Annotated in this window: 14 protein-coding genes; all 14 read right to left on the reverse strand. The window is 43.4% G+C overall.

The features are described from left to right. The coding region (locus LHV68_05970; protein ID MCB4791417.1) for a hypothetical protein at positions 1-288 on the reverse strand (288 nt) is incomplete at its 3' end. Positions 289-340: 52 nt separating this feature from the next. Then, positions 341-1,504 (reverse strand): sulfite exporter TauE/SafE family protein, encoded by a 1,164-nt coding sequence (locus tag LHV68_05975; GenBank protein ID MCB4791418.1) that lies wholly within the window; start codon positions 1,502-1,504, stop codon positions 341-343. Between the two features lie 150 nt (positions 1,505-1,654). Further along, positions 1,655-1,906, reverse strand: a complete 252-nt coding sequence (locus LHV68_05980) for a hypothetical protein (GenBank protein MCB4791419.1) — start codon at positions 1,904-1,906, stop codon at positions 1,655-1,657. Between the two features lie 12 nt (positions 1,907-1,918). Then, the gene (locus tag LHV68_05985) at positions 1,919-2,641 is read right to left on the reverse strand and encodes a hypothetical protein (GenBank protein MCB4791420.1); all 723 of its coding nucleotides are present in this window, start codon (positions 2,639-2,641) and stop codon (positions 1,919-1,921) included. Positions 2,642-2,804: 163 nt separating this feature from the next. After that, entirely contained in the window at positions 2,805-3,587 is a 783-nt protein-coding gene (locus LHV68_05990; GenBank protein ID MCB4791421.1) for a hypothetical protein, read from the reverse strand. A 105-nt stretch (positions 3,588-3,692) separates the two neighbouring features. Further along, the gene (locus LHV68_05995; protein MCB4791422.1) at positions 3,693-3,875 is read right to left on the reverse strand and encodes a hypothetical protein; all 183 of its coding nucleotides are present in this window, start codon (positions 3,873-3,875) and stop codon (positions 3,693-3,695) included. Between the two features lie 98 nt (positions 3,876-3,973). Further along, the gene (locus LHV68_06000) at positions 3,974-6,799 is read right to left on the reverse strand and encodes a trypsin-like peptidase domain-containing protein (GenBank protein ID MCB4791423.1); all 2,826 of its coding nucleotides are present in this window, start codon (positions 6,797-6,799) and stop codon (positions 3,974-3,976) included. Positions 6,800-7,078: 279 nt separating this feature from the next. Beyond that, a complete protein-coding gene (locus LHV68_06005) occupies positions 7,079-7,735 on the reverse strand; it encodes a LemA family protein (GenBank protein ID MCB4791424.1) in 657 nt (218 codons plus the stop codon). 188 nt (positions 7,736-7,923) lie between these two features. Then, positions 7,924-8,757, reverse strand: coding sequence for a tetratricopeptide repeat protein (locus LHV68_06010; GenBank protein ID MCB4791425.1), 834 nt, complete (start codon positions 8,755-8,757; stop codon positions 7,924-7,926). 309 nt (positions 8,758-9,066) lie between these two features. Beyond that, entirely contained in the window at positions 9,067-9,816 is a 750-nt protein-coding gene (locus tag LHV68_06015; GenBank protein MCB4791426.1) for a HEAT repeat domain-containing protein, read from the reverse strand. A 164-nt stretch (positions 9,817-9,980) separates the two neighbouring features. Then, positions 9,981-10,883 (reverse strand): HEAT repeat domain-containing protein, encoded by a 903-nt coding sequence (locus tag LHV68_06020; GenBank protein MCB4791427.1) that lies wholly within the window; start codon positions 10,881-10,883, stop codon positions 9,981-9,983. Between the two features lie 439 nt (positions 10,884-11,322). Then, positions 11,323-12,753, reverse strand: a complete 1,431-nt coding sequence (locus LHV68_06025; GenBank protein MCB4791428.1) for a sigma-54 dependent transcriptional regulator — start codon at positions 12,751-12,753, stop codon at positions 11,323-11,325. A gap of 55 nt (positions 12,754-12,808) precedes the next feature. Next, a complete protein-coding gene (locus tag LHV68_06030; GenBank protein MCB4791429.1) occupies positions 12,809-13,900 on the reverse strand; it encodes a hypothetical protein in 1,092 nt (363 codons plus the stop codon). A 234-nt stretch (positions 13,901-14,134) separates the two neighbouring features. Continuing rightward, entirely contained in the window at positions 14,135-14,827 is a 693-nt protein-coding gene (locus LHV68_06035) for a response regulator transcription factor (GenBank protein ID MCB4791430.1), read from the reverse strand. Positions 14,828-14,948 lie beyond the last annotated feature (121 nt).

Consider the following 14,948-nt stretch of genomic DNA (forward strand, 5'->3'; position numbering starts at 1 on the left):
TTTTAACCCGCCCAGGTCAGCACTTGAGCCGGGTTGAACGCCGTTGACAAGGCATCCTTGAGAAAGCGGCAGCCCGTACTGGTCTGCTATTATGGGGTCAACATTTATCACGTCAACACCCATAAGTTTTTCGCCTGGAAGCAGTTTTGGGCTTGCTTTCGTTGTTGTATCTACTGCAGGCGGATGCGGCACTGTCACGGCGTTAGGGTTTGTGTTAGGAAGAGACGAATGCATTCTCGGGCTTGCTCTTGTTATGGTATTGGGTGCGCCTGAGATGTTCGGGGCCATTGTTTGAGGGGCACCATTTATATTTGTTCTAGGGCTGGCCCTTGTTATGGTATTAGGTGCACCTGCGGTGGGCGTACTGCGGTGGGCGTACCTGTGCAGGCACACCTGTGCCGGGCATACCCGTCACAGGTGCGCCAGTTTGAAATGCAACATTTGTTATATCATTCTGCTGGCCTGATGAGTTAAACAATATAGCACTTGCCGCCCTGTTCCTACCCGCATCATAAGGGCTGAATTCTATCATCTCTAAACCCACGGCAAAAACTACTATACCAAGACACCAGAGTATTACAGCGGAACTGGAACGTTTTGCAAGGTTTGCTCCGATTTGAGCTCCGAAAATCGTTCCGAAACTCATTGCGGCAGCCGGCAAAATTAAAACATTGCCTGACATATAATGAAATATTGAACCGATCAAAGCAGAAATAGCTAAGACAAAATGTGAAGTAGCTGTGGCGATATGGACAGGGAAACCAAAAAAATCAATGAGAACAGGTACATGAAATATACCCCCGCCAACACCCAGAAAACTTGAACAAAAGCCCACAATAACCGAATAGAGGATTGCCCACATTGAATTATACGAATAAACATAAGTTTTTCCGAATGCATCTGTTATTTTAGATACGGTTTTTCTGGGTATTGATTTAGATTCAACTTCCTTTACCCTTAAGAAGGTTAGGTTTTGGTTTTGGTTTTGGTTTTGGTTTTGGTTTTGGTTTTGGTTTTGGTTTTGGTTTTGGTTTTGGTTTTGGTTTTGGTTTTGGTTTTGGTTTTGGTTTTGGTTTTGGTTTTGGTTTTGGTTTTGGTTTTGGTTTTTTTTATTTTTTCTACTTCGAAAAATGTCCATTACCGGCTTTGCTATTGTAAAAAGCGCAATAGTGACAAGGAACACACCAAAGATAACACTGAATATTTTTAAGTTTACAAACTTCGTTAAATAGACTCCGATTATAGCTCCGGGAATTATAGCTAAGGCGAATTTAAACCCGGAAGCATAATCAATTCTTTTTTGCTTTGCATAGTTTATTGAACCGGACAACGCGTTGAAAAAAACCACTACTAAAGATGTGCCTATAGCCTGTTGCGGAGAAACGCTGTAGAAATAAAGCAGCGTGGGAACATGCAGGAATCCTCCTCCCACACCTACATAGGTACCCATAATACCGACAGCAAAACCAAAGAGAAGAAGATTAACCAGCTCAAGGACAATCACATTAAACTCACTTTGTAGTATAAAACGAAGGATGTCCGCTCATTCAGCTTTGGCGGAATTCGCTGGGACGAAGGACGTAACGGCTTTAATGCCTTTTCATCCCACATCTTTCGTCTCTCATCCTTCTTCCTTCGTCTCTCGTCCTTCGTACTACTTACTCTTTCTTTTTTTTGTCATTCTAACGCCAAAGATAAAACCCGCACCGCCGCCCAGGACACCCGATGCCTTCAGGCAGAGCAAAGCCGGCAAAACAAGTTCGGCAGATGCCAGGGCAGCCACACTCACCGCAGCAACGACAAGCCCGGCTCCTATACCCGCTGCCGTAGTAGCAGCGACTTCAAAACCTTCCAGAACGCCGAATTTCTTCTCTTCTTCTAAAATACTTTCATCTTTGTATGCCATTTTCTTCTCCTCCTATTGTTCTGTGCCGATCATATTCTTAACTTTCTCTAACTTGTCATTTGGAATATTGTCTTCTTCATCATCCATAAACAGCTTATCCCCTTCTTCAAGCCACTTTATGGCATTTCGTATTTTATCCTTTTCGCTCAACAACTCTTCAATATCCCCGTCTTCACCAATCTTTATGCTCTCAAGAGGTTCCTGCTCCTTTGCTGGATTAACGAAGGACGATGGACGGCCGCTCACTGCGTTTTCCGGGAAGAAGGATGAAACGCCTTTGATGGTTTTTTCGCTCTTCGTCTCTAGTCCTTCGTATTTTGTCGTTCGTTTTTCATATTTTTCGTGTTTCGTATTTCTTCCTTCATCTTTCGTTTCTTGTCCTTCTTCCTTCGTCCCCAGGCTTTCGGCAATCGTTGGAGTAAGGGCTGAAACAACCGGCTCAGTTGGCACGGCCGGCAGTGACGTTGCTGGTGCAGCAACCACTTCAGGTTTCTTTTCAGGCAGGCCGATCTTCTTTTTCAATTTATGTATCTTGAGATACAACCCGGCTATCTCTATCCCAAATAAAATGAAACCGAACATAAAACCGGCCAGCAGAGCGCACAGGACGACAGCCCTTAAAGGAACCAGCAGCGTGTCGTCAGGAAAGAAACTTATCACCACAGGATGCGGGTTTAATACCGCAAAAAACACAGTTAAAACAGCCGCAATTAAGAACAAAGATAGTCTAATCATATTAGCTCACCTTGAACGAAGGGCGTTTTGTACGAAGTAAGATGGACGACCGCTCATCCCGCCAAGGCGGGATTCGCTGGGATGAAGGACGAAACACCTTCACTGCTGTTTTCGTCCTTCACCTCTCGTCCCACGTCTCTCATCTTTCATCCTTCTTCTCTCGTCAATTAATAAAATCCGTTCTTTCTGCTGCCGCTTGAACACCTGCTGCAGGAACCGCATCTTTTTTATTCCTGTTAATTTCTTCAAGCAGGTTCCCCATTTCTATCATTTGTTTTTTGTATTTATTATTGCCTGTCTTATGATATTTTAATGCTGACACGCTGTACGCTACGAGAAGCTCGGTTTTTGTTACAGGGTCATCAGGGCATTTTAATACCAGGCTCCTGAAACCGATCATGGTTTTAAAGAACCTTCTTCTGATTATGTCAACAAGATCTTCGAGGTTAGAGTTCCCCTTTTCTTCATTTTCGCTTGTTTTCGTGTCTTTTGCTTTAAACCAGTTAAACTCCGGAGTCCGAGAGCGTTTAGTTATGGTTTCAATTGTTATTTTTCTTAATATCCTTGCCATGGTTATTACCTGGTAATCTTTCATAATTAACTCGTTAATATCAGCTGTCCTGTTTATGAATGAGATATTATTGGCTGCCAGGTCCTGTTTGATGGGAACGATCAATTCATCTATCCATCCCCAGTCATTCCCGCTTTCTTTGGAAGCCAGCATTATCGCCTCTTCTATTTTTATTCTTACGCCCGGTTTTATTTGCCGCGAGTCAATACTTGAAAGATAGTAGTAACCGTCTATACCTACTCCTGCCAAAGTAAATCCGAACCTTATTACATGAGAAAATAATTTTGCTACAAAGAAAAACCCTCTGCCGAGCAGCTCTACAAAACCTGCTAAGATTTTCCCGGCTAAAGACACAGCTTCGCCTTGAGTATACATCCGCTGAGGACTCATACTGACAGCGTAGAGCGTTCAGCGGATAGCGGATAGTAAAAGACTTTGACTTTCCTATACGCTCTACGCTACACGCTAAACGCTATATATTTATGCCTCCTTTTCACTTTGTCTGCTCGCATTCCTAATCTGGGCCCCGATGACTATAAGCCCGAAAAGTATCAGCAACAGCGGCCCTATGCCTCTTATAGCTTCAACAAACGACCACCAGTACGCAAACATTCCCCAAAACCCTAAAATCAACATAACTACTCCTGCTATAATTACACCCATGACTACCTCCCTTATTGAAAATTGAAAAGTGCAAATTGCAAAATGCAAATTTGGACTACTTGTGTGTCTTTCAATTTGCAATTTGCATTTATTTGTTTCTAAGCTAAAGAATAAGCACGTTGCATGATCCGCGAAGCGGCATTCATCGTAACGAAAAACTTGTAGCCGTTTCTTCGGACATCAAACAGATAACCTTTTGCTGCGGCAGGGTCTTTCAATGCCCTGTTAAATTCACTTGTGTTTTTTACAGGGGTCCTGTTCACACTGACTATCAGGTCCCCTCTTTGAAACCCGGCTTTAGCGGCTTCTCTTCCAGGGTAAACTGCACCTACTATCACACCCTCAGTTGTGTTTGGCGGAATTGAATAAATCTTGTACAGTTCCGGGCTTATGGTAACCACTTCAAGCCCCAAGGTGTTCGGGTCTGTAACAGGGAATTTGTTCATAGCTGCCAGAGCAACAGGGGCCTTTGCTTGCCCGGCGTTGAGGCGGGCCTGCTGATCATTTCTTCCTAAAACGGGGTAAAATACTATCCTCACTTTACCCCTGATAACTACCAGCCTTATCTTGTCACCGGACTTGCATTTATTTAAAATACTTTCTATTTCGTTTAGTGATTGCACACTATCAGCATTGCAGGATATGACAATATCCCCCTTTTGCACACCTGCTTTTTGTGCCGGGGAACCCATAACAACATCATTTACCATAAGCCCGCCCTGTCCCGGCAAGCCGAACTGGGCTGAGTAAACAGCAGGTACAGGAGCAAGAAGTGTACCTAAAAACACTGAGCGTTTAGCACCGCCAGCCCTGGCTCCAGCAACACCCGCAACAGGTATCAACTGTGCCTGATAGTTTTGTCCAGCATAGTTAACTTGCTGGCCATACTGAGGTGAAAATAGCGGACAACCTCCATCCGGGCATCTGCCGGCTGCGTCTAATATTTCGCCGCAGTAAGGACATGTACCGCCGGGGGCACCTTGAGGGTTAAAGGCTGCGTCTGCCATATCGTTTGCCCAGTTGTTTGTAAGCGGGCTAAAACTAAAAAAACCCTGGTTCTGCTGAGGGACCTGGCTGGCTTGAGTATTTTGATTGGTGTTCGTATTAAAAACTACCTGCTGATAACCTGTCTGGCCGTACTGAGGCGAATATAGCGGGCATCCCGGAACTGGGCATCTGCCGGCTGCATCTAATGTACCGTCGCAGTACGGGCACGGCTGACCCCCTTGCTGTTGAGCCTGTAAAGCTGCTGGTTGTCCGTAGTACTGTGAATACAAAGGACATCCCGGAACTGGGCATCTGCCGGCTGCGTCTAAGGTACCGTCGCAGTACGGGCACGGCTGAGGCTGCTGCACTTGCTGTCCGCCAAGGCCAAAAGCTACAGGCTGGCCGTATTGCGGTGAATAAATCGGGCAGCCTTGAACAGGGCATCTGCCGGCTGCGTCTAATGTACCGTCGCAGTACGGACATGGTGCACCTGCTGAGTTGGTTTGTCCGGCGCCTTGAGGTGTCCAGGCTGCGTCCGCAACACCGTTCGCCCAACTGTTTGTCAGAGGGCTGAAACCAAAAAGGCCCTGGTTTGGCGGAATTATTTGATTCTGGGTATTCCCGTTAGTTTGGGCATTTTGGTTATTATTGGCATTTAAAGCTATAGGGAAATAACCCGGCTGCTGGCCGTTGAACGGCTGGCTCATAGCCTGGCTGTTTGGGCTGAATAGCGGACAGCCTGGAATCGAACATCCGCCCATCGAATCTAGCATTCCGTTACAATACGGACAAGGGGAATAAGGGGCTAAAGCCATGCCTATCCCGCCTTGGCCGACCCCCCCCTGGCCTTGAAAACCTTGTATTTGGCCGAAACCCTGGCCTTGCCCAAGCATTGGCTGCTGGCCAGGCGCTGCCTGCTGGCCGTTGAACGGCTGCTGGCCGTTGAACGGCTGCTGGCCAAAAACCTGGGCTGAGTTCCAGTTTTGCCCGGCGAACGGCGGATTTAACAAATCTTTTCTACCCAAACCGTTTGCCCAGCGCCTTGTATTGTTTGAAAAAAATGCTGCATTCTGAACACCTCTTGCCCAGGTTTGTGTCCCCTGTGACCAGGCCACGCCTCTTGCTGCAGAAATACTCTGGCTAATAAAATTCTTTACCTGGTTAATAGGCACTGCAAAACCTATACCTGAAAACACGCCGGTCGGTGCATAAATAGCTGTATTAATTCCTATAATCTCCCCGTTCATATTGACAAGAGGCCCGCCTGAGTTGCCGCGGTTTATGGGTGCGTCTGTTTGGAGCATATCCGAATATATCCTGCCGTCTATGTTTATCTGCTGGCGTTTAGCGGAGATTATGCCTGAGGTAATACTCTGCTGAAACCCGAAAGCGCTGCCTACTGCAATTACCCAGTCGCCTATGCGGACCACATCTGAGTTCCCGAGAACAGGCACGGGTAAAGCCTGGGTCGGATTTATCTTAAGTATGGCCATATCAATCGACGTATCCTGATTAACTACCTGTGCGAGGTAAGGCTTGCCGGCCTGGCCTTGCAGCGATACATAGACATCCTGCGCGTTTGAAACAACGTGCCAGTTGGTGAGTATAAACCCTTCCCCGCTTACTATAACACCCGACCCGATAGACTCATTGCCCGCTACATTCTGGAACGGGTCTACGAATCTTACTCCGTTATTGTTTGCTATGACCCTTCCTGCATTCCGCTTTGACCTTGCTGATATGCTCACGACCATAGGCCTTATAGATTCAGACACCCTGTTGAGGTCGGCCTGCATCTGGCTCATGCCTGCTGCAGCATTTATCATACCTGGATTTCTTTGAGCAACAAGCCTGGTGGAAGAAAAATCACCTCCAGAACTGCTGGGATCATAAGGCTGGCAGGACTGCGCCCTGTACCGTTCCTGCATGTTATTCATAACTTGAGGAGATCCTTGTCTCGAAAAATATCCTTTTTTCACGGCAAACGGCATGCTGCCTTTCACCGCCCAAAAAGTGACAAATACTATCATTACTGCGATGACGATAAGCCAAAGCTGCCAATTGTTGGTGTTACAGAATTCTTTGAATTTTTTGTTTTGCATATTATTATTAGAATTAAGTGATAAGAATTAAGGATTAAGTTATAAAGGCTTTGGTTTAATTAGTAACGCTGATGTTCCTGATTCTTAATCCTTACAACTTAATCCTGGTTTATTTCAAACGCCAAATTCATCCACTATTGGCAGTGATTTTTTGTCAGTCTCATCGCCGTTATACAGCGGGAACTTTTTAAACCTGAACAATATCGCATACATCACAGCAGGGAACTTTGTGACTGTTGTATTGTACTTGTTCGCATCTGTATTGAACTTTTCCCATCCCGCAGCTATCCTGTCCTCGCAATTAGTAAGGTTAGTCATCAAATCCTGATACGTGGTTTCAGCTTTAAGGTCCGGGTACTGCTCGACTATCGCCATAAATTTTGAAAATATCTGGTTAAAATCGCCTCTTTTTGAAAACCTTTCCAGTTCGCCCTGAAGGTTTTTTGCCGCACTTAGGCCGCTTCTTACATCTGAAGTATGTTTGAAAACCTTCCCTTCATAAATAGAGTAGTTTTTTACCGAGCTGATCAAATTGGGTATCAAATTTTTTCTTCTGTCCATTTCTTTCTTGATTTGGGCTACATCTTCGTTTATGAGGGTATATTCTACGATAAAATTATTCCAGTAGTAGACAGCACCTGCAAGAAACAGGGCTGCAAGAAAAACACCGAGTATAGTGCACACATTTTCCCATTTCCTGGCTGTGTACCTCGGTGCCGTGAGCTGTTCCTGGTAAATTTTCCTGATTACGTCCGCAACCTGCGTTGCCATAACTTAACCTCAAGTCCTAGAAAGACGATGGAAGACCGCTCATCCCGCCAAGACGGGATTCGCTGGGGCGAAGGAGGCAACATCTTAATGTGGTTTTCGTCCATCATCTATCGTCCTTCATCCTTCTTCATTCATCCCTCGTCTCTCATCTTTCTTCCTTCATCTCTCGTCACTCGTTCCTTAAATATCTATCCTTCTTCCAAAGCCAGAGCCTTCTTAAAACATTCAACTGCCTTCTGGTGGTCGCCCTGCGAATCGTAACTAAAACCTAAACGGTAGTAGTACTTGCCGTTTTCAGGGTCAATGGTGATCGCCCTGTTAAAAGCGCCGATTGCCTCTTTCCCCATCCCTTGGCTGTCGTAGGCTATCGCCAGCCGGTAGCTGAATTCTGATACGTCTGGAGCTATTTCAGCTGCTTTCTGGTAATACTCTACGGCATCTTTATTTTCACCGAGATGAAAATGGATCTTGCCGAGCCAAAAATAGTTCAAGGGGTCGGTACCGTTCATCTTGATGACACTCTTAAATATATCTTTAGCTTCCAGATACTTTTTTGTTTTGAGGTAACATTCCCCAAGCCGCCTGAAAGCTTCGTGGTTAGAAGGCTGGTTTTTAATAGTCTTTTTAAAGGAATTTATTGCCTGGTCCAAAGAGCCTTTCTTCTGGAAGGCTTTGCCCTGGTCAAAGAATATCTGTGCTTCGTCTTCTTTTGCTATATAGAAAAAACTACCGAACGAATCGAGGATTTTGACGATAAAATTCCTCAGTTTAATCCATAATATTTTTGTAAAATACGCCGCATTGATGTTTATTGACGCAGGGCTTTCTTCCTCTTGCGGGCCGGCCTCATCTTCAAAATCCATATCGTCTTCATAAACAGGCTTTGCCTTTGCCGGCCGTTTTTTTGGCCTGTACTCATCGCCTGGCGTTTTAGAGTCGTCAATTTCACGGATAAAATCATTCGGGTTTTCTTCCCTGGGCCTTCTTCTGGCTTCTGCCTGTCCGCTTACATAATCGTTCATTTGGACTCACCTCCGTATACATTTTTATATTTAGAATTCATTCTTATTGTTATCCTTTATCAGTGCCCATAAAATCAGGCTTGATAGAAAACCGGCCAGAAAAGAAACGGCAATAATATACGTTAACTTTAAATGAACCGGGCTTCCAAAAATTATTTTCAATGGAACCTTTGTCAGGTTTTGAAAACAGAATATAGCAATCATTATTACGCTAAAAGTAACAGTTGTCCCTTTGATCATTTTTACCCTGAACAAAAACTAAATTTAAAATGTAAAATCAGCAATTAGCAATTTGTGTTTCCCCGGCTTTCAATTGCTCTCACTCCTAACTTCTTCTTCCCGCGTTTGTCCGGGAGCCGGAGTATCTGACTCATCACTAACAGAGGGTTTTCCTGAAGTGCTGCGTCTGTCCACAGTGTCCACAGGCTTATTAACATGCACCGCTGCCCTTTGGTCCTGCCTGGCGCTGCCAGCGCATTGTTGAGGCGCAGCCTGCGGTTTATAATTTACTGAAACTATATTCATTATTGCTTCGGCCGCGAAATTTCCCACGTCAGGGTCTTTGGCCAGCTGGGCAAGGTACGGCAATGCTTCTTTATTTGAGGTCTCTCCAAGGAACCTGACCGCTTCTGCCTTTATATTAATATCCTTGTTTGACAGGTTTGCCGTAGCCTGGTAAAATGCCGCCTTCTCGCTCATGCTCCGCGGGAGTTGTGCAAGCCTTGATTTCATTTCTCTTAGCGTATTGTTGCAAGCGGATATCCTGGCTAGCCTGCCTTCTATTTTCCCGTTCATAGCCCCGACGGCTCCCTGCGGTGCATTTTGTATCATCTCATAGACCTCTTCTCCCAGCTGTTTATACAATACTTGCATATCCTGTTCTGTTCTTAAAATTGACCTGTTCAGTTTTTTGGCTTCCAGGATCTTTTTGCATTCCAGGATGACCGTATATTCCTCGTTTTTTTCTGAAAACACAAACCCCGCGGAAAGTAAAACAAGCAGCGCTATCGACAGGAGTGCGAATATTGCCGGAAAGTTAAATTTATGTTTGTTCTTCATCTCTTAGCCCTTTTTAACTAATTCAATGCAAAGTGAAAAATTAGCAATTAGCATTGCAGAATGAACTTCAAAACCATACATCATATTTGATTTTTCATTGATTTGGACTTTCATTTTTAAATGTTAATTTTGCATTGCTAATTTTGCATTTATTTGTCATATATTTATTCTTCATTATCGTCCGGGCGTTTATTTCTCGTCTTCCTTTTGGATCCTTCTTCTTGTATCTCGCCTTTCTTATTTTCCGTGGAATCCTGCCTGTCATATTTTTCTTTTCTCATAGAATCCTTTGCATCATCCATCATTTTCATCATCTCTTTTGCTTTTATTTTTGAAATAGGGTCCTTTTTTATAGACAGGTCAATTAACTCATGTAAAACTTCTATGGCTTTCTGGCGGACTTCACTGTCAGGATCGTTCGTCAGCCTGCTTATATAAGGAATAGCTTCTTTCTTTCCGAGTTTTCCGAGCACCCGGAGCGCCACTTTTCTTACTCTCGGGTTTTTGCTGCCCAGGTTAGATCTTGCATGGTTGAAAACAGCCAGTTCATCCATTCTTTTTTTCTGTTCTTCAATTTCTTCCCTGCCTTCCTGTATCTCCTGCTCGCAGTTATTGATTTCCTTAACTATAGGTTTAATACTGCTGTTTTCAAATAAAGGCTTTAATGTTTTTTCTTCATGAGACTTCCAGACTTCTGTCCCAAGCTTCAACAAAGCTTCCTTTTCTTTTTCTTCCCAATGGGCAAGCCCGCCGCTGTTTTTTACAACTTTACAGAGGTTCCCCAGTTTCCGGCAGGCGGTAGTCGTACTGACTCCGATTTTTTCGTACGCCCTGGATAAAACCTTTTCTGTACCTTTACACAACCCGCTGAGTTTTTCTGTAATACCGGATGTTTTTCTCACAACGTCTCCTGCAAATTTACCTGCAAAAATGCACACTTTTCCCTGTTCGGCCATATTTTTACCTCGCTCTATCATAATACCCAGCGTGTCAGTACCACCCGGCTCCAGTCCTTGTTGTGGGCCCCTTCTCCAGCCTTGAGGGATCCCGCCATCGCTTACATTCACCCCAAGATCCTGCCATGGACACGGCGGGATAAAAACCAAATTAGTGATGCTCCTCCGGCTGAAGACGGAGGCTTCTTTAATAACGCAGCCTGCTGTGACTTCATTTATTTAGTTTGATGGAATCCCTTTAGGGACTACATCATTTTGCACTCATCCTCCGACAGAAGTCGGAGGTTTTCATGTCGCATGTAATAAATTAACATCTTCTGTATTCATATATTAGGGTACCTCTATCTGCCGTTAAAGGGCAGAATTTACCTTTCTTAAGAGCCCTTTATACGCTTATCTTATACGCAACTTTAATGCCAAAACGGGCAAGGACCAACAAAACAAATCCCAATGACCAAAAAACAGTGTCGCTCTTTGGGATTTGTTCTGTTGTGATTTGGGATTTATTCTGTTTGGATTTGGGATTTGTTCTGTCGGGATTTGGAGTTTCTTATGCTGGGTTGTTCTTATCTCTGCTCTCTTCGTTAATTAGGTTGTGTCCTTTAATCTTTTCATAAAGGGCATGAGGAGTGACTCCCAGCAATTCTGAGGCTTTGCCCAGGTCCCAGCCTGTAATATTCAGGACGTTCTTTATATGTTCCTTTTCTATAGATTGCAGCGTAGGCGTGGTTTCCTTATTCAGCTCTTTAACTATTTGTTCGCTCGTATATATCCCGGGCATGACCTGAATAAGGTCACTGCAGCTTATCGTATCGTCGTCCGATAAAACTATAAGCCTTTCGATTATGTTCTTAAGCTCGCGTATATTCCCGGGCCATTCGTATTCCATAAGGAACTTCATTGCACCGTCTGAAATCTTTTTTGTATTGCCTTTTTTCTTACAATTTAATTGTGTTAATATCTTTTCCGACAAATCCTTTAAAAAATAATCTATAAACAGAGGGATATCATTTTTCCGTTCTCTTAAAGGAGGTACCTGTATATTTACTATAGCTAAACGGTAATAAAGGTCAGCCCTGAACCTGCCGGCTTTTACTTCATCGTAAAGGTTTTTGTTTGCAGCAGCTATAACCCTTGCGTTCGCTTCTATTTCTTTATTGGCTCCAAGTCGCCTGAACCTTCCTGTTTCAAGTACCCGCAAAAGTTTTACCTGTACAGCCGGGCTTATGTCCGCTATTTCATCAAGGAATATGGTGCCCCCGGCCGCTTCTTCCAAAAGCCCCCTTTTAAAACAAACCGCGTCGGTAAACGAACCCTTCTCGTGCCCGAATATTTCGGATTCCAAGAGTGTGTCGGGTATGGCGCCGCAGTTAATAGCTACAAGCGGGCAGCCGGCACGGACAGAATTCATGTGAATTGTCCGGCTTACTAGTTCTTTGCCGGTTCCGGTTTCGCCCGTTATAAGCACGGTAGAATCCGTAGGCGCTATTTTCTTTATAAGCTGCATCATTGATTTTATTTCATCTGTATCTCCCAGGATAGGAGATATAAATTCCGGGCGGAAACCGTGTTCTTTACGGCTGCTATCGGTATTATTGTCTTTTTTGGCTTTACGGTAAGCTGAATCTATAACGGGTATGAACTCTTCTATATTCTGGGATTTAGCCAGGAAATCAAAAGCTCCGAGCCTGATGGCATTAAACGCTGTTTTGACATCAGACCTCTGGTAAAGTATTATTACATTGACAGCCGGGCGCTCCATTTTTATCCATTTAAGGATTTCCAAGGTATTTATGGAATTATGGTTCCGTGCAAGGAGGACAACCAAAATCTTTTTGCTTCTAATTAAAGGCAAGGCGTCCTCGTATGATCCCCTACACTCGGCATTATAGCTCACATCGGACAACCCGCCGGCAAGAAATTCCCTATAGGGAACATCTTCATCGATGATTAATATCCCATGTTTGCAGGAAGCAGCCATTCTGTCCTTTATACTGATAAACTATCGCAAATTTCCATTTTACATTAAGTTGTTGCTACATTTCGCTTCTGTACTGGCAGATAGATCTTCTTGAAAGGTTTATCCCGTACCTTTGGTTTAATATTTCTTTTATAACGTTATCTGAAATGTATTTATATTGCACGGCTCTGCCGTCGCTTTCCGCAATAATACTTTTTACTATCTCTTTATTTTTGTCTTTCTTGCTGGGAAAGAACTCCTTTAAAGGGACTTCTTTTCCGCACGGCAGAGAGATGCTTTTAGCGCTAATAGCCCGCGAAAGAACGCCCGGAGTCATCTGGAGCTCCCGGGCCGCTTCCCTTTGGTTGAACGAACGCAAAGCCTTTTCATTGCCTGAAACAAAGAAATCTTTCTGCTCTTTTAAAAGGAGCTGTATTACTTTATAAACGATATTTTTTCGCGTATTTATCAATTCAAGCTTGGAAATAAGCCTGTTTACCCTATTTATCTCTTTTTCATCTAAGATGCCTTTTTCCCTGAGCTCTAAGAGTTTTTTATAGTTTATCGAATATTTTCCCCGGGCGAAACTTAAATTTGTGGATTTTATGATGAACCCGCTCTTCTCCCGCTCAACATCGGCGACCTTCCAGTACCGCAGGGTTTGTTCCGGGTCAGTTTTAGGGGTAAGGTGAAACTCGCCGATAACCGAAATTTCATTCACCAGGGCCATTATCTGCCTTGCTTCATCCGCTGAAATGCCGCACTCTTTACTTATGTCGTCAACACCCAGGTCGTTTTCATTGTAAATAAAATTATTTTTGAATTTTTCGAGCCCTATTTTGCGCACTATTTTTACTATGCCTTTATTTTTATCGATTACACTTTCAACATCGGGGCTGGCTACGTCCTGGGAGGTTTCGGAGGAAAGCTCATAATATTTCGAAGCTGCGCCTGTTTTAAGGTAGCGTTTATATGAAATTATTTTTTCTTCGCTTTTGTCCGGGTAGGCAAGTTTTTTAAAGACAGGGTCGTTTTCTACTTCGTTTACTAATCTGCGGAATTCGTTTTCCGGCAGGGTCAAAAAATCGGTCAGCTGTATCCTGCCCATTATGGTACTGACAACCCTTGTTTTTACTTCTTGAGATGTATTGACTCTTATTCCGGGCATAATTTTAAACCTTTGTCCTGGCGCTGCCGCCAGAACTACAAGCAACTTTTATGCCAACACCTTCGCCGGTTATTTTATTATAGTATCTTGACCGGGTAAAAAAAGCGGGAACTATTTTGAGCTGTACCGTAATTATAGCAATTCAACATTACGGCAAGATTAAAATAATATTACATTTTTGTAATTTTTGAGGATTGCGGTTTGGCAGGATTTACGGAAGGCTTTAAGCTGCTTTTAGACAGACTTATATTTAGAATCTTTTATAATATACCCTTTATCGCGTATAGTATGAATCAGTTTATATTTATAACCGGAATCAACTTTTTCCCGGATACGGTTTATCAATACATCTACAATATTAGAAAACGAATCAAAATCATGTTCCCAGACATGTTCCAGGATCATAGCCCTTGTAACCACCTTGTTGCAGTTCATCATTAAATATTCCAGCAGAGAAAATTCCTTTGAGGTAAGATTTATCTCTTTTCCCGCACGGCTGACTTTGTGAGCAACCAGGTCAATAGACAGGTCCATTACTTTTAAAGCGGTGGGATTATTAGTATTGTACTTTCTTCTTATATTCGCCCTTGTCCGTGCTAAAAGCTCTTTAAAATTGAACGGTTTAATTAAATAATCATCTGCGCCTGTATCCAGCCCTTTAACTATATCTTCGCACCCTGTATAGCTGCCGCTGAGCATTATTATAGGCGCAGTAACTTCTTTTTCCCTGATCTTTTTACACAAATCATAACCACCTATTTTTGGCAGCCCTACATCCAATAATATTAAATCATATTCATTATCAACAGCAAATAAATACCCCTTATCGCCGTCTTCAGCGATATCTACGGTATAATCTGCCGCTTTCAGCCCTCTTTTTATGAATGAAGCTACGCTTTTTTCGTCCTCAACTAGAAGTATTCTCATGATGAAAAAATATTTTTTTTGTTAAACCTAATCTCCTTGGATCAGGTTATAATGGATATAGCAAAAATCCTGATAAATGTCAAGTTTTTAAACAACAATCTACTTATATTTTCAGTCATTT

The organism is Candidatus Liberimonas magnetica, assembly GCA_020523885.1.
GTDB classification, from domain to species: Bacteria; Elusimicrobiota; Endomicrobiia; order Endomicrobiales; family JAFGIL01; genus Liberimonas; species Liberimonas magnetica.

Excerpts from the sequence above, each read along its gene's own strand:
- LHV68_06030 (MCB4791429.1), bottom strand. The coding sequence starts at position 13,900 with ATGCCCGGAATAAGAGTCAATACATCTCAAGAAGTAAAAACAAGGGTT.
- LHV68_06000 (MCB4791423.1), bottom strand. The coding sequence starts at position 6,799 with ATGAATAACATGCAGGAACGGTACAGGGCGCAGTCCTGCCAGCCTTAT.
- LHV68_05985 (MCB4791420.1), bottom strand. The coding sequence starts at position 2,641 with ATGATTAGACTATCTTTGTTCTTAATTGCGGCTGTTTTAACTGTGTTT.
- LHV68_05980 (MCB4791419.1), bottom strand. The coding sequence starts at position 1,906 with ATGGCATACAAAGATGAAAGTATTTTAGAAGAAGAGAAGAAATTCGGC.
- LHV68_05990 (MCB4791421.1), bottom strand. The coding sequence starts at position 3,587 with ATGTATACTCAAGGCGAAGCTGTGTCTTTAGCCGGGAAAATCTTAGCA.
- LHV68_06025 (MCB4791428.1), bottom strand. The coding sequence starts at position 12,753 with ATGGCTGCTTCCTGCAAACATGGGATATTAATCATCGATGAAGATGTT.
- LHV68_05995 (MCB4791422.1), bottom strand. The coding sequence starts at position 3,875 with ATGGGTGTAATTATAGCAGGAGTAGTTATGTTGATTTTAGGGTTTTGG.
- LHV68_06015 (MCB4791426.1), bottom strand. The coding sequence starts at position 9,816 with ATGAAGAACAAACATAAATTTAACTTTCCGGCAATATTCGCACTCCTG.
- LHV68_06010 (MCB4791425.1), bottom strand. The coding sequence starts at position 8,757 with ATGAACGATTATGTAAGCGGACAGGCAGAAGCCAGAAGAAGGCCCAGG.
- LHV68_06005 (MCB4791424.1), bottom strand. The coding sequence starts at position 7,735 with ATGGCAACGCAGGTTGCGGACGTAATCAGGAAAATTTACCAGGAACAG.
- LHV68_06035 (MCB4791430.1), bottom strand. The coding sequence starts at position 14,827 with ATGAGAATACTTCTAGTTGAGGACGAAAAAAGCGTAGCTTCATTCATA.